The organism is Serratia quinivorans, from assembly GCF_052113645.1.
Lineage (GTDB): Bacteria > Pseudomonadota > Gammaproteobacteria > Enterobacterales > Enterobacteriaceae > Serratia > Serratia quinivorans_B.
This window is the reverse complement of record NZ_JBIEIU010000002.1, coordinates 1-23,921: the sequence shown is the minus strand read 5'-3', so window position 1 is coordinate 23,921 and position 23,921 is coordinate 1. Positions and strand designations below refer to the sequence as shown.

Here is a 23,921-nt window from a genome sequence, read left to right as displayed (position 1 = left end):
ATCACCCTGGTAATTCAGGTAAAGGCCTGTTAGGAAATTTCCTGTTGTAGAAACTGCATACATCGTCCGAGCACAAAAAATCAACATGGATACCATGAACCTCTAGATTCGGCCACCAGTCGAGCCATTTACAATCTGCAGCCTGCCAAATAGGTGGTTTATCAGGATGAGCATTCGCCACAGCAACAAATTTGCGATCTGGTGCATCAAACAATGGCTCTAATTGTGGATCAGGAAATTCCACAAAACAATCCGTCTCTAACTCGTTTAAACTCACCGCTTCCACTCGTCGCTGGTTACCTAAATTGCGCAACAACCACTTAAGGAAAACATCACCCACTCCTTTAGGAGGAGTAAGATGTGTCTTATGCTGATATTCACCGAGAATCCGATAACCGTCATCAATCACTGTCACACCACGAGCTTGCATACCTTTTAATCGACAAATACATTCTTTAATGCATTTGTCGGATACGTCCGGATGTTGGAAGTTGGCTACCAATAACACATTAGTATCGATTACCACTTTGTTCATTCTGTTTTACCTTCAGATGCCAATGCCTTCTTACGCTTTAAAGCTGCCAATGCGCGTCCCGCAATATCTGCCATCTCATCGCCGAAAAAATTATCCGGCCAATTCTCTATCTCGCCGAACAAATTCAACCTCAATGGTTCTAATTCTGTTGCTGAGCCTACGCGATGACAGAAATAAACGGCCACATCTTCAGGCTTGACCACACCTTCGGCCACACGACGTTGAAGGCGATTCAGAAAATGCTCAGAGTGGCTTTCCACAATCAATTGTATGTTTCGATCCTTACCGTTTTCGCGAGCTTGGGTGGCCGAGATGAAAACATCTGCTAACTCAGCCTGTACTTGCGGATGCAAATGAATTTCAGGCTGTTCCATCCAAATAGTAGAATTAGGCTGACAATAGAATGCTTGTACTAAGGCAGGCAAAACTTGAGACACTCCGAAACCAACATCAGTAATTTTAACTTCGCTGGCAGTTGCATGTGTCTTGACTAAAACCTCATATTCTTTACGACCTTCTGCCACTGGTTTAACAGTAAAACTATCAATGATCCCCAAATCTTTTAACCAGCGAGCAATAAACTCATCGAAGCGAACAAGTCGCTGTTTCTGCCCCCTATTCAGTTTACGATCTTCTGCACTGGCTGCCAAAATAGCGGCAATAGCCAATTCTCCCTTCTGGCCCACACTCTCAGGGGTTTCTCCTGACCAAGAGTAGATGCGTTTGGGGTGGTCACGAAGGGGTCCTAGGTAATACACACTATTGAGTGCTGCCTCAACGTTCAAAGCAAAGTCCAACAAGAACTCTGAATTCTGAAAGCGTGCGCGACTTTGATCGGAAATTCGGTAAAATTTATCGGGATCATCCAACGGCCAAATACGCCCAGTATTACGTACGAATTTATACTCTTCCGATGAAATTTCTAGCTTATTTTTGATATCACGGAAATAGTTAACGGTAAGTTTATTCACCTTTTCGTGCAACATTTGATAAGTCAGTTTATCGACTCTTGGTTGTTCTTTCGCGTCAGCTGAGATTGTTACGTCCAAGCGCAATTCATCTCCAGAAAATTTCTTTTGTGTAACTGGATCGCGTACAACTAGCTCTTTGTTAGGAATTTTCCAGCCTAGTTCAAAAGCCAGTGCATTCTGTAAGTCATGATTGTGCAGACACTCAGCAAAAGTGCCCAAGTCGATAAGGGAATTGTCATCCCCTAAATGAAGCGGGCGCTTACGATCAGCTGATAACGCGGTCTGTTTGAGCGTTAGCAGCAAATGTCCCAAGCTGCTTTTACCTGCGCTGTTTGCACCAAAGATCACAGTCAACGGAGCTAAACGAATGGCCCCAGTGTCTTTCCATGCCTTAAAGTTTTTGATACGCAAATGTGTCAGCATCAGCGTAGTTCTCCTTTTTCTAATTGAGTCCACTCCGCTAGCATACAAAATAATCGCAAAACTCTTTGAGTTCTTTGTTCTCGAACGCGCGGGAGATATCTCCGAGGTAATCCTCGCACAACAAGTCAGTGGAGTCGAAAATTTAATATGTCCATTGAACTTTATTGGATCAACAACAAAATTAGTGCGAAATCAGGAGCAGCACTCTGGATTAGTTTTCAATCATATCAAAAGTGTATTGGAAAAATCACCTCAACTATACAACAAGGGCGCAGTCCAATTGAACTGCGCCCCTACACTAAATCTCAACGCCGAACTAAAAGTTAACTGCGAACCAAATCATCACCATAACCGATCCACTTATAGGTGGTCAGTGCGTCCAGGCCCATGGGGCCGCGGGCATGCAGTTTCTGGGTGCTGACCGCCACTTCTGCGCCCAGGCCGAACTGGCCGCCGTCGGTGAAGCGGGTGCTGGCATTGACGTACACCGCGCTTGAATCTACCGCGCGAACGAAGTGCTCGGCACTGCTCAATGAGCGGGTGAGGATCGCGTCCGAGTGGCTGGTGCCGTGGGTGCGGATATGATCGATGGCCTGATCGATATCGTCCACCAGCGCCACGTTCAGATCCAGCGACAGCCATTCGTCGTCGTAATCTTCCGCCGCGACCGCCACCACCGTGGCCGGGCCGTCTTGCAGCAGCGGCATAGCATTCTCCGCCGCATGCAGGGTAACCCCCACCGCCGCCATTCTGGCACTCAGCACCGGCAGGAACTCTGCGGCGATGTTGCGGTTCACCAGCAGCGTCTCCAGCGAGTTACAGGCGCTCGGGCGCTGAATTTTGGCGTTTTCGATCACCGTCAGCGCCTTGTCGAAGTCAACGCTGTCATCCACATAGGTGTGGCAAACGCCGATGCCGCCGGTGATCACCGGAATGGTCGACTGTTCGCGACACAGTTTATGCAGGCCAGCGCCGCCGCGTGGGATCAGCATGTCGACGTAGCGATCCAGACGCAGCAGCTCATTCACCAACGCGCGATCCGGGCTGTCAATCGCCTGCACCGCCGCTGCCGGCAGGCCACACTGTTCCAGCGCCTGCTGGATCACTTTCACCGTCGCCTGATTGGTATGGTGAGTTTCTTTACCGCCACGCAGGATCACCGCGTTGCCGGTCTTCAGGCACAGGCTGGCAACGTCGATGGTGACGTTTGGCCGTGCTTCATAAATTACTCCAATCACGCCGAGCGGCACGCGACGACGCTCCAGCTTCAGCCCGCTGTCCAGCAGGCTGCCGTCCAGAACATGGCCGACCGGGTCGTTCAAACGGCACACCTGGCGCACGTCGTTGGCGATCGCCGCCAGCCGAGCCGGGGTCAGTAGCAGGCGATCGAGCAGCGCTTCGGTCATTCCGCTGGCACGCGCCTGCGCCATGTCCTGTTCGTTAGCCTGTAAAATCGCTTCGCTGTCGGCTTCCAGCCTGTCGGCAATCACCGACAACACCTGGTTCTTTTTCGCCGTACTCAGCACCGCCAGCTGCCAGGAGGCCTGCTTGGCGGCCTTTCCCATTTGCTCTAGCATGCTCACTCCTTAACTGACAATCATATCGTCGCGGTGCACTGCCACCGGGCCGTATTCATAACCGAGAATTTCGCTGATTTCCTGCGAGTGGTGGCCTGCGATCATGCGCATCGCGTCGCTGTTATAGCGGCTCACACCGTGCGCCAAATCGCGCCCCGCCAGATTGCGGATGCGGATCACTTCACCACGGGAGAAATCGCCTTTCACTTCGCGGATGCCCTTCGGCAACAGCGAACTGCCGCGCGCCATAATCGCATCGACCGCGCCGTCGTCGACGGTGATCTCACCAGCTGGCGGTGCGCCAAAGATCCAGCGTTTGCGGTTTTCTAACGGGGTTTCCAGCGCGTGGAAACGGGTACCTACCGGTTTGCCTTCAATCACGTCACCCACCACGCCCGGCTTGCTGCCGGCGGCAATGATCACGTCGATGCCGGCGCGACAGGCCACGTCGGCGGCTTGCAGCTTGGTGCCCATGCCGCCGGTGCCCAGGCCGGAAACGCTGTCGCCGGCAATGGCACGCAGCGCATCGTCGATGCCGTGCACTTCGCGGATCAGTTCCGCCTGCGGGTTATTACGCGGGTCGGCGGTGTACAAACCCTGCTGATCGGTCAGCAACAGCAATTTATCGGCCCCGGCCAGGATCGCCGCCAGCGCCGACAGGTTGTCGTTGTCGCCCACCTTGATTTCTGCGGTCGCTACCGCGTCGTTCTCATTGATTACCGGCACGATACGGTTGTCCAGCAGCGCCGTCATGGTGTCACGCGCATTGAGGAAGCGTTCACGGTCTTCCAGATCGGCGCGCGTCAGCAGCATCTGCCCGACGTGGATGCCGTAAATAGAGAACAGTTGCTCCCACAGTTGGATCAGCCGGCTCTGCCCGACCGCCGCCAGCAGCTGCTTGGAGGCGATGGTGGCGGGGAGTTCGGGGTAGCCCAAATGCTCGCGCCCGGCGGCAATCGCGCCGGAGGTGACGATAACGATGCGGTGACCCGCTGCATGCTGTTGTGCGCACTGGCGTACCAGTTCGACAATATGAGCACGGTTAAGACGCAGCGATCCGCCGGTCAACACGCTGGTGCCCAATTTCACAACCAGTGTCTGGCTGCCGTTCATAGTGTTTCTGCCGTGTAAGATGAGAAGAATAATGCAAAGGACTTTGTAACAGGAGAGACGCGTTATGCCAACAGGCACAACGCGAAATCAGCAGAATACTTGTGGTCTAACGGGGTCAGGCGGAAAGTTTAATCAGTTTTTCTTTGAAATTCTCGGCCGGTTCAAGCGTCAGTTCCATGGTGGTCAGCAACTCGCCCAGACGACGGTGGAAATCACGCAGGGTGGTTTCCAACTTGGTTTTCACTTCAGCATCCTTAATCTTTTCCGGCGTCCAGTGCCCATCTTTATCAAACAGGCCAAACTGATAGGCGTAGGTGAAACGCGTATCTTCGGCATGCAGTTCGATCCACCAACCCCAGAACTCGCGCTTCTCTGGAGCGGGCTTAACATTGACGCACACGGCTAAGCAATCAAAGAAAAAACGGTCGTTCTCACACTGCCCTTCACGCAGGTACGGCCCCAAGCTGGCGAAACGTTTCATTAGTCGGCTTTTAGGGTGACCACTCGGTAACGTCATTCTTTAACCTCCTCAATGTAGACCACTCTTTTTAACAAATTGTTAAAAATTAGCAACTAATTAACGCATTTTATCTTTCATCCAATGTGACATTTGCAGCAACGCCTTGTGGAAACTGCTGTATACAGGGGCGCGGGGTATGGCGATCAGTTTGCCGTCCAATGAGGACGAAGCGATTAACTGGGCCTCTTCTTTCGGGCTGAGCGGATCCTGATCCCAATAACCGGCCAGCATCGGCGTCGGGCAACGTCGGCCCAACAGCCCCTGGGTTTTCAACGAATAACTGTTCAGTTCGATCTTCAACACGTTATCCGAAGCATTGGCCATGCCCATCCGGCTGGCCAGCACGTCCATATACATGTCCGGCACGTGCTGCTGAGTTTTGCTATCGCACAGCAGGCGATGCACTACCGGCCCCAGACAAGCCACGCCACGCAACCGCTGTGGCTCCAGATAGGCCAGACGCACCGCCACGTTGGCGCCAAAGCGGAAGCCAAACGCGGTGACGCGCTGATGGTCGACCCAAGGCACCGAAGCTAGCTGGATCAATACCTGCTGATGCAGGAAACTGGAATCCTGCGTCAGCTTCCACTTGTAAGAAGAACCGATCGACGGCATATCAATGGTCAGCATGGCGATGCCGTGCGGTGCCAGATAATCGCGGAACAGACGGTGATAGTCAGTTTGCAGCGTATCCAGGCTGCCGCACATCAGCACCGTCGGGAACGGGGCCTCGCCCTTTTCCGGCAGGTGCAGGAAGCCGTTAATGCTGCTGCCGCCCTCAATGCGGAACTCCAGCTCTTTCAACTGATAAGGCAGCAACAGCGCGGCCTCTTCGTAAGCCCGACAGGAGAGCGCCTCGGCCTGCTCGGCCAGTTCGTCCCCTTTCAGGTGCGGGTAACCGGCAATACTGTAAAAATTGGCGGCGTTGAGCCAGTGCTGGCCACCGATCAGAGGATCTTGCTGCTCCAGCGCGCTCTGCTGCCAGCGCATCCCCTGATGTACCCACTCGTAGATCCAGTTGCCGTTGCGGTAACCGACCACGGTATCCAGCCATTTGTCGTTGGTGTGTTCCACATCGGCGACCGCAATGCGCGCCAGCACTTCGTTGATTTCGATCGGATCAACGCCGCGCCAGGCCCACAACAGCGGGTTGAGCATGCGATACCAGTTGCTGACCGTGTTGCCTTCCAGCGTGGAATGCAGATCGGCGCTGACTTTGTTGCGCGCGCGCATCACCAGCGTCGAGGTCTCAGGGTGTTTAAATGAGGGTTTGAACAGGATTTCAGAAAGGTTGGCTTGTGCCATGGTAACAACAGCCTCCGTAAATCTGGCTATAGGCCGCAAACAGCCTAATCAACTGGAGGTAGTGTACCTAACTCTGGGACGATAAACCCGTCATACTTGAAGGTGTATCTGTGGGGCGGGGATCAGAAATGCAAACGCCCGGCGGAACCGGGCGTCTTAGCGAATCAGCGTGGCGAACTTAACGACCGCCGATCGGTGGCACGAAGGTCACCGCCATGTCCCATGGCTGCTCGATCCAGGTATCTTGTGGGATATCAACCACATAATCGTCCACCAGCGGGCGACCTGCCGGCTTGGCGAAGATGGTGACGAAATGCGCTTTCGGGTACATCTCGCGGATCGCTTTCGCGGTGCCGCCGGTATCCACCAGATCGTCGATGACGATAAAGCCTTCACCGTCGCCTTCAGCGCGCTTGAGCACTTTCATTTCGCGTTGGTTGTCATGGTCATAGCTGGAAATGCACACGGTATCCACGTGGCGGATACCCAGCTCGCGCGCCAGTAAGGCTGCCGGCACCAGGCCGCCACGGCTTACGGCAATAATGCCCGTCCATTGGTCTACGGGCAGCAGGCGGTGAGCCAGTTTGCGCGCTTGCATTTGCAGCATGTCCCAGGTAACAACGTATTTTTCGCTCATAGAATGGTGTCCCAGCCAGCAGTGGTGTGGCTTATTCAGTAATCAGGGGAAAAAAGGTTGCGCGAGATTATAGAGACTGGAGGCGCCGAATACCAGTTGTACCGTGGAAATCATCAGTATTTCGTCTGGTGATTGATGCTGAATAAGTGAGCAATGGCGCGTCAAACTCGTGTGATCAAGCGCTTAAACAGCACAATTCGGGACGGGCAACGCCTGGTATAAAGTGATATTCTCTGGAGATCGTGCCAAAGCCGCACAGATGCCCCTAACCCTAACCGAGCGGCATTCCCGCTATGCCGAGAATGCTGTTACAGGAGACTTATTGTGTCTGAATTGTCTCAACTTTCGCCACAGCCGCTGTGGGATATTTTTGCCAAAATCTGCTCTATTCCACACCCTTCTTATCATGAAGAAGCGCTGGCACAGCACATCCTCGAATGGGCCAAAGAGAAAAACCTGCACGCCGAGCGCGATCAGGCAGGCAATATTCTGCTGCGTAAACCCGCCACCAAAGGCATGGAAAACCGCAAGCCGGTCGCCCTGCAGGCGCACCTGGACATGGTGCCGCAGAAGAATAACGACACCGTGCACGACTTCACCAAGGATCCGATTCAGCCGTACATCGACGGCGAGTGGATCAAAGCGCGCGGCACCACACTGGGCGCAGACAACGGCATCGGTATGGCTTCTGCGCTGGCAGTGCTGGCTGACGACAGCGTCGAGCACGGCCCGCTGGAAGTGCTGCTGACCATGACCGAAGAAGCCGGTATGGATGGCGCGTTCGGGCTGCAGGCTAACTGGCTGCAGGCGGATATCCTGATCAATACCGACTCCGAAGAAGAAGGCGAGATCTACATGGGTTGCGCCGGCGGGATTGATTTCATCACTACCCTGCCACTGCAACGCGAAGCGGTGCCTGCCGGTTACCAGACTCTGAAACTGACGATCAAGGGCCTGAAAGGCGGCCACTCCGGCGCGGATATTCACGTCGGTCTGGGCAACGCCAACAAATTGCTGGCGCGCTTCCTGTTCGATAATGCCACCGCGTTGAACCTGCGCGTGCTGGATCTGAACGGCGGCACCCTGCGCAACGCTATCCCACGCGAAGCCTCTGCCGTGGTTGCGGTACCGGCTGATAAAGCCGATGCACTGAAAGCGCTGAGCCAAGAGTTCCTGGCAACCCTGCAAAACGAGCTGTCCGCGAAAGAGAAGAACATCACCGTTCTGCTGGAGCCAGTCACCAGCGCGACTCAGGCGATGACGGCCGACAGCCAGGGGCGTTTCCTGGCGCTGCTCAACGGCACGCCAAACGGTGTGATCCGCATGAGCGACGCGGTGAAAGGCGTGGTAGAAACCTCATTGAACGTCGGTGTGGTCACCACCAGCGACAGCGAAGCGGAAATCATCTGCCTGATCCGTTCGTTGATCGACAGCGGTAAAGATTACGTGGTCGGCATGCTGACCGCTCTGGGCCAGTTGGCCAACGCCAAAGTGGCGCCAAAAGGCGGCTACCCGGGCTGGCAGCCAGACGCTGACTCACCGGTCATGCATTTGGTACGCGAGATCTACCAGGATCTGTTCGACAAGACGCCGAACATCATGGTGATCCACGCCGGGCTGGAATGCGGCCTGTTCAAAAAGCCGTACCCGAATATGGATATGGTGTCGATTGGGCCAACCATTACCGGGCCACACTCCCCGGATGAGCAGGTGCATATCGAAAGCGTGGGTCTGTACTGGAAACTGCTGACGGCACTGCTGAAAGCTATCCCAGAGCGCGCGTAATCTGCTGGGGTCGGCATGCTGAGCCCCCAAAATTACCGAGCGATTTAAGCAAGGGCGCAATATTGCATTGCGCCCTTGTTATTCCCACGGCAACAACAGTTGCCGCTCAAGCTGCGGATCCAGCAGCGTCACGTGCAACCCGACCAACCGCACTCCACGCCCTTCACGTCGTTCGCTCCACGCCTGCCGCGCTACGTTGATCAGATCTTCTTTATTCAGCACCGGCCAAACGTGTTCCTGCGTCGTTTGCTGGAAATCCTGAAACTTCAGCTTCACGCCTTGCCGGGCGATATGCAGATCCGGCTTCACCTTTCGCAAGCGCATTTCCAGTTCGGGATAGAGTTTGTCGACAATCAGCGCTTCACAATCTTCCCAGCGATGAATATCCTCCGCCAGCGTGCGCTCCACCCCGACCGACTTACGCAGCCGCTCTGGCGAGACCTCGCGCAGATCGATCCCCTGGCAACGCTCCCACAGTACGCGGCCAAACTTGCCAAAGCGCTTTAACAGCGCCGCCAGGTCGTACTGCTGCACGTCGGCACAGGTGATCAGCCCCACCTCTTCCAGCCGTTTGGCGGTCACTTTCCCCACGCCCGGGATTTTACTCAGCGGCAGCTGCTGCAAAAATGCCGGAACCTGCGCCGGTGTGATGACATATTGGCCGTTCGGTTTATTCAACTCTGAAGCAATCTTGGCGAGGAACTTGATGGGCGCGATACCGGCAGACGCGGTGAGGTTCAATTCGTCGGCTATCGTCTGGCGAATTTTTTCGGCAATCAGCGTCGCCGAACCGTTACACTGGCTGCAGTCGGTCACGTCCAAATAGGCTTCATCCAGTGACAGCGGTTCAATCAACGGGGTGTAGCGGGCAAAGATTTCGCGGATATGCAGCGAGGCTTCCTTGTACGCCGCCATACGACCAGGCAGCAGCTTAAGGTGCGGGCAGAGCTTGAGCGCCATTGCCGTCGACATTGCACTGTGTACACCATAGCGGCGCGCTGGATAGTTGGCGGTGCTGATCACCCCGCGTCGGTCAGCGCTGCCGCCAATCGCCAACGGAATATCGCGCAGGCTGGGATCATCGCGCATTTCTACCGCCGCGAAGAAGCAGTCCATATCGACATGAATGATTTTACGCATCGCCCCTCCAATAATACTGTATAAGTATACAGGCACAAGTGGAAAGCTCAAGCCTCGGTTCAGCTCGGAGAAAGCAGGGTTTCACCCAATTATCTTCGACTTGTTAAAAAAGCGTAATTTTTGAATAGTACGCTGTGGCAAATTAATCGCCTCCGTAACAGATAACAATAAACCCTATGCACAGGAAGGTGCCCTACATGAAAACATTATCGGTCTATTTATTAGCTTCAGCGTTATCCCTGATATCCCTTGCCGCGACCGCCGCTCCCGCCATTATTGCGCATCGCGGTGGCACTGCCGACGCACCGGAAAACACCCGCGTGGCGATTGAAACCGCGCTGAAAAACGGCGCCGACGCCATTTGGATCACCCTGCAGGAATCCAAAGACGGCGCGATCGTGCTGTACCGCCCTTCGGATCTGAAGGCGCTGACTAATCAGCAAGGGTTGGTCTCCGCTTACACCGCCGAGCAACTGGCGAAAGTTGACGCCGGTTGGTCATTCTCCAAAGGGGAAACGCATCCGTTCCGGGGGAAAGGCATTGGCATTCCTCGGCTGGATGAAATACTGAACGACTTCCCTCAAGTCTATTTCTACCTGGATATCAAGTCACCGGACGCCGATCCGACCCAGTTCGGCAAAGCCCTGCTGGCGACGCTGGAAAAAACCCACAGTCTGGATCGCACCCGCGTTTACTCCACCGATGCCAAATATCTGCAGGCGCTACCGCCCGCCATCAAACGTTTCGAAACTCGCGATGAAACCCGTGACCTGCTGGCGAATATCAGCCTGTCGCACCTGTGCGAGCTGAAACCGGACAATCAGCAACCGCGTTGGTACGGGCTGGAACTGAAGCGTGAAGTGGAGGTGGTGGAGAAATTTACCTTGGGCGAAGGGCGCTCCAAGGCGTATCTGACCTGGGATAAAGAATCGATCGACTGCTTCCGTTCGCAGGGCCCGGCGCACATCATCTTGTTCGGCATCAACTCACCGGCAGAATACCAGCAGGCGCTGGCGCTCGGTGTGGATGGGGTAATGGTCAATTCACCGGCCGATGCGAAGAAGTTTCGTCAGGCAAAATAACCAATAGAAAAAGGGGCGCTGCCTGCGCCCCTTGTAGTCAGATAATCCGATGCTTTTCCAAGTCAGATAATCCGGTGCTTTTCCAGCTGTTGCTGGCGCAACGCCTCTTTTTCCAGACGTTTTTTACGCGCATCGCAAGGTTCCGGACAATCGCAAACCTTATCCATTCCCAGCGCCGTAATACCGCCGCAGCTGCCCTGCAGGCTTTTACGTTTGAACACGTAACCCAACGACATCCCGCCGACAATCAGCAGAAACAACACGAAGCTGGCGACAAATACCGTCAACATAGCGACCTCACGAGCTCTTGTTCAAATAGGGTTTAAACGCCTCAGAATAGCGCTCTTCAAAACCGGCAGCGGTTTTCACAATCATGAACACCGGGATCCCCATCAGGTTCGCCAATGCCATACCGCGCTCCGGCCCCAGCACGTTTAATCCGGTCGACAGGCCATCTGCCGCCATGCAGGTTGGGCTCAGCACCGTGACCGACACCAGATGGTGGTGGATTGGGCGGCCGGTGATCGGATCTATGGTATGCGAATAACGCACGCCGTCCTGTTCGAAATAGTTGCGGTAATCCCCCGAGGTGGCGATCGACATCTCACCGGGTTGGATCACCAATTGCGCTTTCTGCTCCATACCGGCAGTCGGCCGCTCAATGGCGATGCGCCACGGTTTTTTCTCGCCATTGTGGCCGCGGGTGCGAACCTCACCGCCAATATCCACCATGTAGTTTTTAACCTGCTGCGATTGCAGATACTGGGCGATCACATCCACTCCGTAGCCCTTGGCGATCGAGGAGAGATCGACATACAGCTCCGGAATGTGTTTGACCAACGCATTGCCCTGCACCGAGAGCTTGTCGATGCCGGTCCAGGCGCGGCGCTGTTCCAGTACGGCCGCGCTCGGCACCTTGTCCGGACGCCCTTCCGGGCCAAAGCCCCACAGGTTAACCAACGGCCCGACGGTCACGTCCAATGCGCCGTCGGTAACGCGGTTGATACGCAGCGCCTCCAGCACAACTTCTGTCGTGGCTGCCGACACCGGGAAGGGCTTATCCACTGCGCGACTGGCGTTGAAGCGGCTCAGTTCCGAGTCCGGACGGTAGGTGGACATTTGGTCATTCACCAATTCCAGCCGCTTGTCGATCTCCGCCTGTATTTTGGCGGCGGACGGCGTGTCGTCCCCGGTGACGTAGCGGATCGAATAAGAGGTCCCCATGGTTTTACCCTCGAGATCCACCTGCTCCGGCCCGCAGCCGGTCAATAACAGGGTGGCGCTCAGCGCCACCGTCGTCATCCAGCCCTTCATTGCCCCTACGCGCATTTAGCCACCAAAGTCATCCAGCATGATATTTTCGTCTTCGACGCCCAGATCTTTCAGCATCTTGATCACCGCGGCGTTCATCATTGGCGGACCACACATGTAGAATTCGCAGTCTTCCGGTGCCGGGTGGTTCCGCAGATAGTTTTCCAACAGAACATTATGGATAAAGCCGGTGTAACCCGTCCAGTTATCCTCAGGCTGTGGATCGGAAAGCGCCACGTGCCAGGTAAAGTTCTCGTTCTCTTCCTGCAGCTGGTTGAAGTCATCCTCGTAGAACATCTCACGCAATGAACGCGCGCCGTACCAGAAGGTGATTTTACGCTTCGACTTCAGGCGATTGAGCTGGTCAAAAATGTGCGAACGCATCGGCGCCATACCGGCACCACCGCCGATAAAGATCATTTCGGCATCGGTGTCCTTGGCGAAGAACTCGCCGAACGGCCCGGAAATGGTCACCTTGTCACCGGCCTTCAACGACCAGATATAAGAGGACATGATGCCCGGTGGCACGTCCGGGTCGCGCGGCGGCGGCGTGGCGATACGCACGTTGAGCATGATTATGCCCTTTTCGTCCGGGTAGTTCGCCATCGAATAGGCGCGCACCGTGGTGTCATTTACCACTGAACGGTAGCGGAACAGGTTGAATTTGTCCCAGTCACCGCGGTAATCCTCCGGCACGTCAAAATCGGCATAGCTGATGTCGTGCGCCGGCGCTTCAATCTGGATAAACCCACCGGCACGGAACGGCACGTCTTCACCGTCAGGAATTTTCAGCTTGAGCTCTTTGATAAAGGTGGCTTTGTTATCATTGGAGATAACCTCGCACTCCCACTTCTTCACGCCGAAGATTTCTTCCGGCAGCTCGATTTTCAGGTTCTGCTTCACGTTCACCTGACAGGCCAGGCGGCAGCCCTCTTTCGCTTCGCGCTTGTTGATGTGTGACAGTTCGGTCGGCAGGATATCGCCGCCGCCCTCTTTGATCACCACCCGGCACTGGCCGCAGGAACCGCCGCCGCCACAGGCGGAGGAAACGAAGATCCCCTGGCTGGAGAGCATATTCAGCAGTTTGTCACCCGCCGGAGCGGTAAAGCTTTTGTCCAGATCGCCGTTCACTTCCACCGCAATGTCGCCGGTGTTCACCAGCTTCGATTTGGCGAACAGGATTAACAGCACCAGCACCATTACGATGCCGGTAAACATCGCGACGCCTAAAATAATTTCCATAAATTCTTCCCGCCTTTACAACTGAACACCGGAGAAGGACATAAAGCCCAACGCCATCAGCCCGGTGGTGATAAAGGTAATGCCCAGGCCGCGCAACCCTGCGGGGACATTGGCATACTTGAGTTTTTCGCGGATCCCCGCCATCGCGACAATCGCCAACATCCAGCCAGTGCCGGAGCCGAAGCCGTACACCACCGATTCGACGAAGTTGTAGTCACGTTGCACCATGAAGGACACCCCGCCGAAGATGGCGCAGTTCACGGTGATCAGCGGCAGGAAAATGCCGAGTGCGTTGTAAAGCGACGGGAAGAAGCGGTCGAGGATCATCTCCAGAATCTGCACCAGCGCAGCAATCACGCCGATAAAGGTAATGAAGTTGAGGAAGCTCAGATCAACACCTTCCACCAACGCGCCATCACGCAGGATCAGGTTGTAGACCAGGTTGTTCACCGGTACGGAGATGCCGAGCACCAGAGTCACCGCGATGCCCAACCCAAAGGCGGTCGAGACCTTCTTCGATACCGCCAGGAAGGTACACATCCCCAGGAAGAACGCCAACGCCATGTTCTCAACGAACACTGCACGTACAAACAGGCTGATATAATGTTCCATCGGCCATTACTCCTTTTCGATCTGCGCTGGTTTCAGGGTGCGTAGCGCCCAAATCAGCAGGCCGATGATAAAGAACGCGCTCGGCGCCAGCAGGAACAGGCCGTTCGGCTGATACCAACCGCCGTTCTGTACCGTTTCCAGCACGGGAATGCCAAACAGCTTGCCGGAACCGAACAGCTCACGCAGGAAGCCAACCAGCACCAGGATCACCCCATAGCCCAGACCGTTACCGATGCCGTCCATAAAGCTCTCTATCGGCGGTGACTTCATGGCATAAGCTTCGGCACGCCCCATCACGATACAGTTAGTGATGATCAGGCCGACAAACACCGACAGCTGCTTGGAAATTTCGAACGCATAGGCACGCAGCAGCTGATCGACCACGATCACCAGCGAGGCGATAATCGCCATCTGCACGATGATGCGTACGCTGTTCGGAATATGGTGACGGATCAACGAAATAAAGAAGCTGGAGAACGCCGTCACCAGTGTCACCGCAATGGTCATCACCACCGCCGTTTCCAGCTTGGTGGTCACCGCCAGCGCGGAACAGACGCCCAACACCTGCAGGGCGATCGGGTTGTTGTCGAACAGCGGCCCCAAAAGGACCCGTTTAATCTCATTGGAATCAGCCATTTTTCAGCGCTCCTTCATGAACTTTTTTCAGGAACGGGCCAAAGCCGTGCTCGCCCAACCAGAAATCAAAAGTATGCTGGACGCCGTTAGAGGTCAGCGTGGCGCCGGACAAGCCGTCCACCCCATGTTCATCCCCCTGACGCGCCCCGCCTTTCACCACGCGGATCGCCGGTTGGCCGTTATCGTCAAACAGCTTTTTACCGATCCACTGCTGGCGCCAGCCGGCATTCTCAACCTCCCCCCCCAGGCCCGGAGTTTCCCCTTGCTGGTAGTAAGTGATCCCTTTCACGGTGTTACCGTCGTTATCCAACGCAACAAAGGCGTACATCATTGACCACAGGCCCGTACCGTAAACCGGCAGCACGATTTTGTTCACCGCGCCGCTGTCGTCACGCACCAGGTAAATCTCTGCCTGATTGCTACGGCGTTTGATGCCCGCCGGATCGTCAGCCGCCGGCAACGCCGCACTTTTGCTGTCGTCACGCAGTGCCGCAGCCAGATCGAACGCCGTCGCCTTACCGGTAACAAACTCACCACTGTTCAGATCCAACAGGCGCGGTTCGATGCGTTGGGTAAACAGCGCTTTGACCTGCTCGCCCTCCATCTTCGGTTGCAGCAGGCCTGCCACGTCGAGGATATTGCGCTGCTTGTCGAGCAGCTTCTGTTCCTGCTGTTTGGATTTCAGGCCGACGGCGGACCCCGCCACCACCACAGAACACACCAGACACAGCAGCAGTACCACCAGCAGCGTTTTACCGATGCTGTCGTTTTTAGATTCATTCGCCACGGGCTTTTCTCCGCTTGATGTTGGCCTGCACCACCAGGTAATCGAACAGCGGCGCGAACAGGTTGGCGAACAGGATCGCCAGCATCATGCCTTCCGGATAGGCCGGGTTGACCACCCGGATCAGCACGCACATCACGCCAATCAGAATGCCGTACCACCATTTCCCCTTATTGGTGAACGAGGCGGAAACCGGATCGGTGGCCATAAAGATCATGCCGAAGGCAAAACCGCCCAACACCAGGTGCCAGTACCAAGGCATGGCGAACAATGGGTTGGTGGTAGAACCGATGGTGTTAAACAGGAAGGCGGTGGCTATCATGCCGAGCATCACGCCGGCGACGATACGCCAGGAAGCGACACGACCGAACAGGATTATCGCCCCGCCGAGCAGGATCATCAGCGTGGAGACTTCGCCGACCGAGCCGGGAATGTTGCCGAGGAACGCGTCCATCCAACTGATTGACTGACCGGTAGCGACGTTGCTCAGGCTGTGTGCCCCACCCGCGCTCCACTGAGCCAACGGCGTTGCGCCGGAGAAACCGTCGGCGGAGGTCCACACCAGGTCACCGGAAATCTGCGCCGGGTAAGCGAAGAACAGGAATGCGCGCCCCGCCAATGCCGGGTTAAGGAAGTTACGCCCGGTGCCGCCGAAAATTTCTTTCGCCACCACCACGCCGAAGGTAATCCCCAGCGCAGCCTGCCACAGCGGCAATGTTGGCGGCACAATCAGCGCAAACAGAATCGAGGTGACGAAGAAACCTTCGTTAATCTCGTGCTTGCGAATGATGGCGAACACCACTTCCCAAAAACCACCGACCAGAAACACTACGGCGTAAATCGGCAGGAAGTAGCAGGCGCCCAGCACCATTTTGCTGATCCAGCCGGCATCCGCCGCCAGCGAAGCGCCCAGCCATTGGGCCAGCCGGTAGTGCCAATCGCCCGCCAGCACCTGTTGCAGTTGATCACCGCTGTAAAGGTGGTGCAGCGCCGGTATGGCCTGCTGGCCAACGTTGTACATCCCCCAGAACATCGCCGGGAACACCGCCAGCCACACCAGGATCATCATGCGTTTCAAATCGATGGCGTCGCGCACGTGCGAAGCGCCGCGCGTCACCAGACCGGGGGTGTAAAACACCGTAGTCGTCGCCTCAAACAGCGGGTACCACTTTTCCAGCTTGCCGCCCGCAGTGAAATGATGCTCGATCTTGTCAAAAAAATTCTTCAGGCCCATCGGTTATCCTTCCTGCTCAATCTTGGTCAGCACGTCGCGCAGCACCGGAGCGTATTCATACTTGCCGGGGCACACGAAGGTGCACAGCGCCAGATCTTCTTCATCCAGCTCCAGACAGCCCAGCGCCTGCGCGCTATCGCTGTCGCCCGCCAGCAGGTCACGCAGCAGCAGAGTCGGCAGAATATCCAGCGGCATGACCCGTTCATAGTTACCGATCGGCACCATCGCACGCTCGCCGCCGTGGGTGGTGGTCGAGAAGGCGAACAGCTTGTTCTTCAGGAAGTGGCCCAGCGTAGTGCGGGTGATGGAGAATTTATCCGGCGACGGCGCGATCCAGCCGAACAGCTGTTTATCACGCCCTTCTTCCAGTACGGAAACCTGCGCATGGAAACGACCGAGATAAGCGTTTGGACCGGCGACATGGGTGCCACTCAGCACCGAGCCGGAAATCACCCGGTTCTCACCGTTTTTCAGACGGCCGGCGGTCAGTTCGTCAAGGCTGGCGCCCAGACGGGTGCGTAACAGCACCGGGTGTTCCACCTGCGGCCCAGCCAGCGCCACCACCCGATCGGTATCCAGCTTACCGGTGGTGAACAGCGTGCCGATGGCGATCACGTCCTGATAACCGATATGCCAGACGGTTTTTTTCAGGCTGACCGGCTCGAGGAAGTGAATATGGGTGCCCACCAGCCCGGCAGGATGCGGACCGGCGAATTCGTTATAGGTTACCTGTGCATCGGGCTGTTTGCCCAGGTTCGCACCTGCGGCGTGACAGACATGCACCTTGCCGTCGGTGAGGCGCGCCAATACCGACAGCCCGGCGTTGAATGCCGCCAGCTGCTCGGTGATGATCACCAGCGGATCGGCGGCCAAAGGCTGGCTGTCCATCGCGGTAACGAAGATGGCACGCGGAGTGGTCCCGGGGACCGGGGTTTTACTGAAGGGACGCGTACGCAGCGCGGTCCACAAACCGCTGGCGATCAGTTCGCCTTCGGCCTGCTCACGCGGCAACATGGCCAGTTCAGCCACCGGGTAATGGGCAAACTCGAGTTGATCATCACCGCCATTTTCGAGGGCGATCACCACCGACTGCAATACACGCCGCTCACCGCGGTTGATGGCCACAATGCGACCGCTGGCAGGGGCGGTAAAGAACACCCCGGGGGTCTTTTTATCTTCGAACAGCGCCTGGCCTTTCTTGACGCTATCGCCTTCCTGCACCAGCATAGACGGGCGCATTCCGACGTATTCTTCCCCAAGCAGGGCGACATGCTGAATTATTGGGCCGTCGTGAATTGCCTGAAGCGGAGCTCCGGCAATGGGCAGATCTAACCCTTTTCTGATTTTAATCATAGGATTTATACGATGTTGGTTAGTTTCACACGTCTTACCGGCCCCAGAGGCTGGTGCTGACGATGCCTGGATGATGAGGCCGCATCAGCAGCCTCTGGGTTGAGCGCGACGGTATCGCACCCAACATGAAATCTTTCGCACTGACAAAATGGGGTAACGTACATTCCGTTGATTAACTCCTGGATCCATTTTCGCGCTAAAAACGCTGTTAATATTTTGTTGCCGCAGAGCCCATACAATAATCAGGGTGATAAGCTCGACACCTCGATTCTGCGGCCGTAACAGCACATTAATTCGAGCCGGAATATTAACATTTTCCACACCATTTTTCTGCGTTGGGCAGTGACCTGAGTCAAGCAAACGCAATTAAATTTCCGCTGTTTTGCACCACTAATCGTTAAAATCTGCCTGTCGATTCACTTTTATCGAAGTTTGTAGTTTTTTTATACACATCGCATATTGCTAAAAAAGAACACGCTGGTAATCTGACGGTGTTTTAAGACTGTAAAACAATAATCAGTGGCATGTTGGCCATGTGCATTGAGCCAACAGATAAATATAAGCAGGAATAATAATGAGCAAAATCGCGTTGTTGTTTGCGATGCTTTTTTCTATGCCGATGATCACGGCCTGCAGCGCCAGCGAGCAGGTTCCCGAGGTACCGGTAGTTAAGCAGCAATTAGTGGGTTCACCGGTCTATATTCAGATTTTCAAAGAGGAACGCACGCTGGAATTGTATGCCAAAATGGGCAACGAATTCCGCCTGGTGAACTCTTTCCCAATCTGCAATTTCTCCGGCGGTCTCGGCCCGAAACGCCGTGAAGGTGACTTTAAAAGTCCGGAAGGCTTTTATAGCGTCGACTCGCGCCATCTGAAACCCGACAGTAAGTATTATCGGGCAATAAATATCGGCTTCCCTAATGATTACGATAAATCACAGGGTTATTCCGGCGCTTATCTGATGATCCACGGTGAATGTAAATCGATTGGTTGTTACGCGATGACCAATACCTATATGGATGAGATTTACCGTTATGTCGAAGCCGCGTTCGCTTATGGTCAAAGCCGGATTGATATCAGTATCTATCCGTTCCGCATGACCGATCAGAACCTGAAGCGTCACAGCTCGTCCAGCTACATCACCTTTTGGCGTCAGTTGAAGCCGGGCTATGACTACTTCGTCAAAAACCACCAGCCGCCAATGGTCGGGGTATCCAACGGCCAGTACGTACTGGGCCAACCGTTGATGAGCAGCAGCCAGATGACGCAGTATGCGTCAACCACGGCTCCCGCTGTCAGTACCAATCCCTTCGCTCAGACCAAGCCGCTCACCGAAGTGAAATAGGGCGAATTCGCCTGGCGCAATCTTGTGCCAGGTTTCATTCGCCGTCAGCGGTTGGGTGGCAATCACCGTGACCACATCGTTGGGTGTGGTCTGCTGCTGAAAATCAATCTCCACATCCTGATCGAGCAACGTAGCTTTGCCAAATGGCGCGCGACGCGTGATCCAGTACAGATTGGTGGAGCAGTAGGCCATCACAAAGCGCCCATCCGACAGCAGCATATTGAATACGCCTTTCTGCCGCAGTTGGTCGGCCAGCAAAGCGATATAGCGGAATACCGGCGGCCAACGGCTCGGGGTACGCGGATATTTCAGGGAAAGCTGGTGCAGCAACCAGCAGAAAGCGTATTCGCTGTCAGTCTGGCCGACCGGGCGAAAGTTGCCTGTTTCCAACTGGCGGTAGCCTTTTAACTGGCCATTGTGCGCGTAGGTCCAGTTACGGCCCCACAGTTCGCGGGTAAAAGGGTGGGTATTTTCCAGCGCCACTTCGCCGCGATTGGCCTGGCGGATATGCGATACCACCGCGCAGGATTTGATCGGATATTCCTGAACCAGGCGGGCGATCGGCGAGTCGAAACTCGGCTGGGGATCTTTAAACGTACGGCAACCGTTCCCTTCATAGAAGGTAATGCCCCAACCATCTTTATGTGGCCCGGTACGGCCACCGCGCTGAACCAGCCCGGTAAAGCTAAAGCAAATATCGGTCGGTACGTTTGCGCTCATCCCGAGCAGTTCACACATCGTTTGCCACTCCTTAACCACCCTGACGCCGTCTATCGAGACGCGACCTGCTGCGCCCCAATGTCATATTAGCGGGGGCTTAACGCCCCCTAAAGCCATTAAGCCTTAACCATCTCTTTTTCGATCAATTGAATCAAGATGTGGATCGCTTTGATATGAATTTCCTGGATACGGTCGGCGTAACCGAAGTGCGGTACGCGGATTTCCACGTCTGCGGAACCGGCCATTTTGCCGCCGTCTTTACCGGTCAGGGTGATCACTTTCATCCCTTTGGCGCGCGCCGCTTCGATAGCTTTGATGATGTTGCCGGAGTTGCCTGAAGTGGAAATACCCAGCAATACGTCGCCTTCGCGGCCTACGGCTTCCACATAGCGTGAAAACACATACTCGTAACCGAAGTCGTTGCTGACGCAAGACAGGTGGCTGACGTCGGAAATGGCAATCGCCGGATAACCTGGGCGGTTTTCGCGGTAGCGGCCGGTCAGTTCTTCGGCAAAGTGCATGGCGTCACAATGGGAGCCGCCGTTACCGCAGGAAATGACTTTCCCACCGGCTTTGAAGGAATCGGCCAGCAGCACTGCCGCGCGTTGAATCGCGTCGATATTGGCATCGTCATTGATAAATTTCGCCAGGGTATCGGCCGCTTCGTTCAGTTCACTGCGAATAAGGTCGTGGTACATGAGGAACCTCTTGTTATCGTCAATCTTCCGCCCCGCAGTGTACCGGATCGGGGAAAAACCGAGAAGCACTCTGAGTCAAACAGCGCCTTGGTTGAGGTGCTGGTGAGGTTTTTGATGATTGATGCGGTCAGATTGTGACTTGAGTTGTAATTAAACTGTAAATGCATTGATAAAAATATGGGCATGTACTAAAACCTATTACATACACACAACAGGTCAGACCTCTTGCCACTTTGGAGCTTCTTATGATGGTTCTTAGTATTGTTGTTTTACTGGCACTCATTGGTGTGATGTTCTATCACCGAGTGAACCTCACCCTCAGTAGCCTTATCCTTCTGGCATTCACCGCGGCCATGGGCGTCATCGGTCTGTGGACCTTCTGGATGCTGCTGCCGCTGGCGATTATCCTGCTGCCGCTGAACATCACTTCTCTGCGCCGTTCGATGCTGTCTGCACCGGCGCTGCGTGCATTCCGCAAGGTGATGCCGCCCATGTCCACCACCGAAAAGGAAGCGATCGAAGCCGGTACCACCTGGTGGGAAGGCGATCTGTTCCGCGGGACGCCGGACTGGAACAAGCTGCATAACTACCCGAAACCGCAGCTGACCGCTGAAGAGCAGGCGTTCATCGACGGCCCGGTGGAAGAAGCCTGCCGGATGGCCAACGACTTCCAGATCACCCATGAGTTGGCCGATTTGCCGCCGGAGCTGTGGGCGTACCTGAAAGAGCACCGCTTCTTCGCGATGATCATCAAGAAAGAATACGGCGGCCTGGACTTCTCTCCTTATGCTCAGGCGCGCGTGTTGCAAAAACTGGCTGGCGTTTCGGGCATCCTGGCGATCACCGTCGGCGTGCCAAACTCCCTTGGCCCGGGCGAACTGCTGCAGCATTACGGTACTGACGAGCAGAAAAATCATTACCTGCCGGGCCTGGCGCGCGGCGACGAAATTCCTTGTTTCGCCCTGACCAGCCCGGAAGCAGGCTCCGATGCCGGGGCCATTCCGGACGTCGGCACCGTTTGCATGGGTGAGTGGCAAGGCGAACAGGTATTGGGCATGCGCCTGACCTGGAACAAACGCTACATCACGCTGGCACCGGTCGCGACCGTGCTGGGCCTGGCGTTCAAACTGTATGACCCGAACCACCTGCTGGGCAATAACGAATCGCCGGGCATCACCTGCGCGCTGATCCCAACCAGCACCCCAGGTGTTGAAATCGGCAACCGTCATTTCCCACTGAACGTGCCGTTCCAAAATGGTCCGACTCGCGGCAATGACGTGTTCGTGCCTATCGATTACATCATCGGTGGGCCAAAAATGGCCGGTCAGGGCTGGCGTATGCTTGTTGAATGCCTGTCGGTAGGTCGCGGTATCACTCTGCCTTCCAACTCCACCGGCAGCGTGAAATCGATGGCGCTGGGCATTGGCGCTTACGCCCATATCCGCCGCCAGTTCAAGATCTCAATCGGCAAGATGGAAGGGATCGAAGAGCCGCTGGCACGTATCGCCGGTAACACCTATGTGATGGATGCGGCGGCAACACTGATCACCAGCGGCCTGATGCTGGGCGAAAAACCGGCGGTGCTGTCGGCCATCGTGAAATACCACTGTACCCACCGTGGCCAGCAGGCAATCATTGATGCAATGGATATCGCTGGCGGTAAAGGCATCATGCTGGGCAAATCCAACTTCCTGGCCCGTGCTTATCAGGGCGCGCCCATCGCCATTACGGTGGAAGGTGCGAATATCCTGACCCGCACCATGATGATCTTCGGTCAGGGCGCTATCCGTTGCCATCCTTATGTGCTGGATGAAATGGCCGCGGCGCAAAATAACGATCTGAATGCCTTTGATAAATCGCTGTTCGGCCATTTGGGCCACGTGGGCAGCAACAAGGTGCGCAGTTTCTGGCTCGGCCTGACTAACGGCCGCACCAGTGGCACACCGACCAAAGACGCGACCCGCCGCTATTATCAGCAGTTGAACCGTCTGAGCGCTAACCTGGCGCTGCTGTCAGACGTTTCCATGGGCGTGTTGGGCGGCAGCCTGAAACGTCGCGAGCGTATATCAGCCCGTCTGGGGGATATCCTGAGCCAGATGTACCTGGCTTCCGCTACGCTGAAACGTTTTGAAGATGAAGGCCGGCAGAAAGAAGATTTACCGCTGGTTCACTGGGGCGTGCAGGACAGTCTGCACCAGGCGGAACAAGCACTGGATGATCTGTTACGTAACTTCCCGAACCGCTTTATCGCCGGTGCGATGCGCTTCGTGATCTTCCCGTTCGGCCGCGTGCATAGCGCACCGTCTGACCGCCTGGATCACCAGTTGGCCAAGATCATTCAACAGCCGTCCGCCACCCGCAGCCGTCTGGGCCGTGGCCAGTATTTGACACCCAGCGAACATAACCCGGTCGGCCTGCTGGAAGCCGCACTGGCGGACGTGATCGCCGCCGAGCCGATTCATCTGCGTCTGTGCAAGGAAAGTGGTAAGAACCTGCCATTCACCCGACTGGATCGTTTGGCGCAGCGGGCGCTGGAAGAAGGCAAAATCAACGCCGATGAAGCGAAGATCCTGGTGAAAGCCGAAGAGAGCCGTCTGCGCTCCATCAACGTGGATGATTTCGAGCCGGATGCGCTGGCGGCCAGTAAGCCGGAAAAGTCGCTAAAGCAGGATAAGCGTCAGAAGCACACCGAAGCCGCGTAACGCGCAATAAACACATGCACCCAGGGGCGATAATCATCGCCCCTTTTTTATTTCTACTGAAAAATGCGCAGCAGTTCGCAGCGTTACCAGAACGACTAATTTAACCCCGGGGATAATCGGATAGACTGCTGGTGGGTGCTCTGGATCTTTCTGTCCGGAGCTTTAATTTAGTCAAGGATAGAAAGAGAAAGGCCCC

At 55.5% G+C, this 23,921-nt stretch carries 22 protein-coding genes; 4 read left to right on the top strand and 18 right to left on the bottom strand.

Annotated features, from left to right (window positions below):
* Position 1 precedes the first annotated feature (1 nt).
* From ACGS9J_RS05335 to gpt, 7 genes are all read right to left on the bottom strand, one after another.
* On the bottom strand, positions 2-535 hold the full coding sequence (locus tag ACGS9J_RS05335) for a hypothetical protein (RefSeq protein ID WP_442229995.1): 534 nt from the start codon (positions 533-535) through the stop codon (positions 2-4).
* Positions 532-1,929: a DUF3696 domain-containing protein gene (locus ACGS9J_RS05330; protein WP_442229994.1), complete on the bottom strand. Its 1,398-nt coding sequence runs from the start codon at positions 1,927-1,929 to the stop codon at positions 532-534. Before ACGS9J_RS05330 ends, ACGS9J_RS05335 begins: the two co-directional genes overlap by 4 nt.
* A gap of 323 nt (positions 1,930-2,252) precedes the next feature.
* Positions 2,253-3,506, bottom strand: coding sequence for a glutamate-5-semialdehyde dehydrogenase (gene proA / locus ACGS9J_RS05325; protein WP_442229993.1), 1,254 nt, complete (start codon positions 3,504-3,506; stop codon positions 2,253-2,255).
* Positions 3,507-3,515: 9 nt separating this feature from the next.
* Positions 3,516-4,619: a glutamate 5-kinase gene (proB, locus tag ACGS9J_RS05320; protein WP_182824943.1), complete on the bottom strand. Its 1,104-nt coding sequence runs from the start codon at positions 4,617-4,619 to the stop codon at positions 3,516-3,518.
* Positions 4,620-4,734: 115 nt separating this feature from the next.
* Entirely contained in the window at positions 4,735-5,136 is a 402-nt protein-coding gene (gene crl / locus ACGS9J_RS05315; protein WP_041414255.1) for a sigma factor-binding protein Crl, read from the bottom strand.
* 60 nt (positions 5,137-5,196) lie between these two features.
* A complete protein-coding gene (frsA, locus tag ACGS9J_RS05310; RefSeq protein WP_442229992.1) occupies positions 5,197-6,444 on the bottom strand; it encodes an esterase FrsA in 1,248 nt (415 codons plus the stop codon).
* 178 nt (positions 6,445-6,622) lie between these two features.
* Complete coding sequence (gene gpt / locus ACGS9J_RS05305; protein WP_044548512.1) at positions 6,623-7,081, bottom strand: xanthine phosphoribosyltransferase; 459 nt, start codon at positions 7,079-7,081, stop codon at positions 6,623-6,625.
* Positions 7,082-7,405: 324 nt separating this feature from the next.
* On the opposite strand from gpt, the gene pepD reads away from it, so the two are divergent.
* A complete protein-coding gene (gene pepD, locus ACGS9J_RS05300; protein ID WP_442229991.1) occupies positions 7,406-8,866 on the top strand; it encodes a beta-Ala-His dipeptidase in 1,461 nt (486 codons plus the stop codon).
* Positions 8,867-8,944: 78 nt separating this feature from the next.
* Here pepD and dinB read toward each other — a convergent pair whose 3' ends face one another.
* Entirely contained in the window at positions 8,945-10,006 is a 1,062-nt protein-coding gene (gene dinB / locus ACGS9J_RS05295; protein ID WP_442229990.1) for a DNA polymerase IV, read from the bottom strand.
* Between the two features lie 197 nt (positions 10,007-10,203).
* Between dinB and ACGS9J_RS05290 the strand changes: the two genes are divergently transcribed.
* Positions 10,204-11,088 carry a glycerophosphodiester phosphodiesterase family protein gene (locus tag ACGS9J_RS05290; RefSeq protein WP_442229989.1) on the top strand — a complete coding sequence of 295 codons (885 nt, stop codon included), beginning with the start codon at positions 10,204-10,206 and terminating at the stop codon, positions 11,086-11,088.
* A 62-nt stretch (positions 11,089-11,150) separates the two neighbouring features.
* Here ACGS9J_RS05290 and nqrM read toward each other — a convergent pair whose 3' ends face one another.
* From nqrM to ACGS9J_RS05250, 8 genes are read right to left on the bottom strand one after another with little or no spacing between them, the layout of a single operon-like run.
* Entirely contained in the window at positions 11,151-11,378 is a 228-nt protein-coding gene (nqrM, locus tag ACGS9J_RS05285; RefSeq protein WP_012005403.1) for a (Na+)-NQR maturation NqrM, read from the bottom strand.
* A gap of 7 nt (positions 11,379-11,385) precedes the next feature.
* Positions 11,386-12,417, bottom strand: coding sequence for an FAD:protein FMN transferase (locus tag ACGS9J_RS05280; RefSeq protein WP_442229988.1), 1,032 nt, complete (start codon positions 12,415-12,417; stop codon positions 11,386-11,388).
* The gene (gene nqrF, locus ACGS9J_RS05275) at positions 12,418-13,641 is read right to left on the bottom strand and encodes an NADH:ubiquinone reductase (Na(+)-transporting) subunit F (protein WP_442229987.1); all 1,224 of its coding nucleotides are present in this window, start codon (positions 13,639-13,641) and stop codon (positions 12,418-12,420) included.
* A gap of 15 nt (positions 13,642-13,656) precedes the next feature.
* Positions 13,657-14,253: an NADH:ubiquinone reductase (Na(+)-transporting) subunit E gene (gene nqrE / locus ACGS9J_RS05270; protein WP_085115343.1), complete on the bottom strand. Its 597-nt coding sequence runs from the start codon at positions 14,251-14,253 to the stop codon at positions 13,657-13,659.
* A 6-nt stretch (positions 14,254-14,259) separates the two neighbouring features.
* On the bottom strand, positions 14,260-14,889 hold the full coding sequence (locus ACGS9J_RS05265; protein ID WP_442229986.1) for an NADH:ubiquinone reductase (Na(+)-transporting) subunit D: 630 nt from the start codon (positions 14,887-14,889) through the stop codon (positions 14,260-14,262).
* Positions 14,882-15,676, bottom strand: coding sequence for a Na(+)-translocating NADH-quinone reductase subunit C (locus ACGS9J_RS05260; RefSeq protein ID WP_442229985.1), 795 nt, complete (start codon positions 15,674-15,676; stop codon positions 14,882-14,884). The genes ACGS9J_RS05265 and ACGS9J_RS05260 overlap by 8 nt, the downstream gene beginning before the upstream one ends.
* On the bottom strand, positions 15,666-16,907 hold the full coding sequence (locus ACGS9J_RS05255; RefSeq protein ID WP_442229984.1) for an NADH:ubiquinone reductase (Na(+)-transporting) subunit B: 1,242 nt from the start codon (positions 16,905-16,907) through the stop codon (positions 15,666-15,668). Before ACGS9J_RS05255 ends, ACGS9J_RS05260 begins: the two co-directional genes overlap by 11 nt.
* A gap of 3 nt (positions 16,908-16,910) precedes the next feature.
* Positions 16,911-18,260, bottom strand: coding sequence for a Na(+)-translocating NADH-quinone reductase subunit A (locus ACGS9J_RS05250; RefSeq protein WP_442229983.1), 1,350 nt, complete (start codon positions 18,258-18,260; stop codon positions 16,911-16,913).
* A gap of 574 nt (positions 18,261-18,834) precedes the next feature.
* Between ACGS9J_RS05250 and dpaA the strand changes: the two genes are divergently transcribed.
* The gene (gene dpaA, locus ACGS9J_RS05245) at positions 18,835-19,605 is read left to right on the top strand and encodes a peptidoglycan meso-diaminopimelic acid protein amidase (RefSeq protein ID WP_442229982.1); all 771 of its coding nucleotides are present in this window, start codon (positions 18,835-18,837) and stop codon (positions 19,603-19,605) included.
* Here the strand turns inward: dpaA and ACGS9J_RS05240 are convergent.
* Together ACGS9J_RS05240 and lpcA are read right to left on the bottom strand one after the other, a co-directional pair.
* Positions 19,537-20,343 carry a class II glutamine amidotransferase gene (locus tag ACGS9J_RS05240; protein ID WP_442229981.1) on the bottom strand — a complete coding sequence of 269 codons (807 nt, stop codon included), beginning with the start codon at positions 20,341-20,343 and terminating at the stop codon, positions 19,537-19,539. The two genes, dpaA and ACGS9J_RS05240, sit on opposite strands and share 69 nt — an antisense overlap.
* A 98-nt stretch (positions 20,344-20,441) precedes the next feature.
* A complete protein-coding gene (gene lpcA, locus ACGS9J_RS05235) occupies positions 20,442-21,023 on the bottom strand; it encodes a D-sedoheptulose 7-phosphate isomerase (protein ID WP_004949058.1) in 582 nt (193 codons plus the stop codon).
* Positions 21,024-21,268: 245 nt separating this feature from the next.
* Here lpcA and fadE point away from each other — a divergent pair, with 245 nt between their 5' ends.
* On the top strand, positions 21,269-23,725 hold the full coding sequence (fadE, locus tag ACGS9J_RS05230; RefSeq protein WP_442229980.1) for an acyl-CoA dehydrogenase FadE: 2,457 nt from the start codon (positions 21,269-21,271) through the stop codon (positions 23,723-23,725).
* The last annotated feature ends 196 nt before the right edge of the window (positions 23,726-23,921 follow it).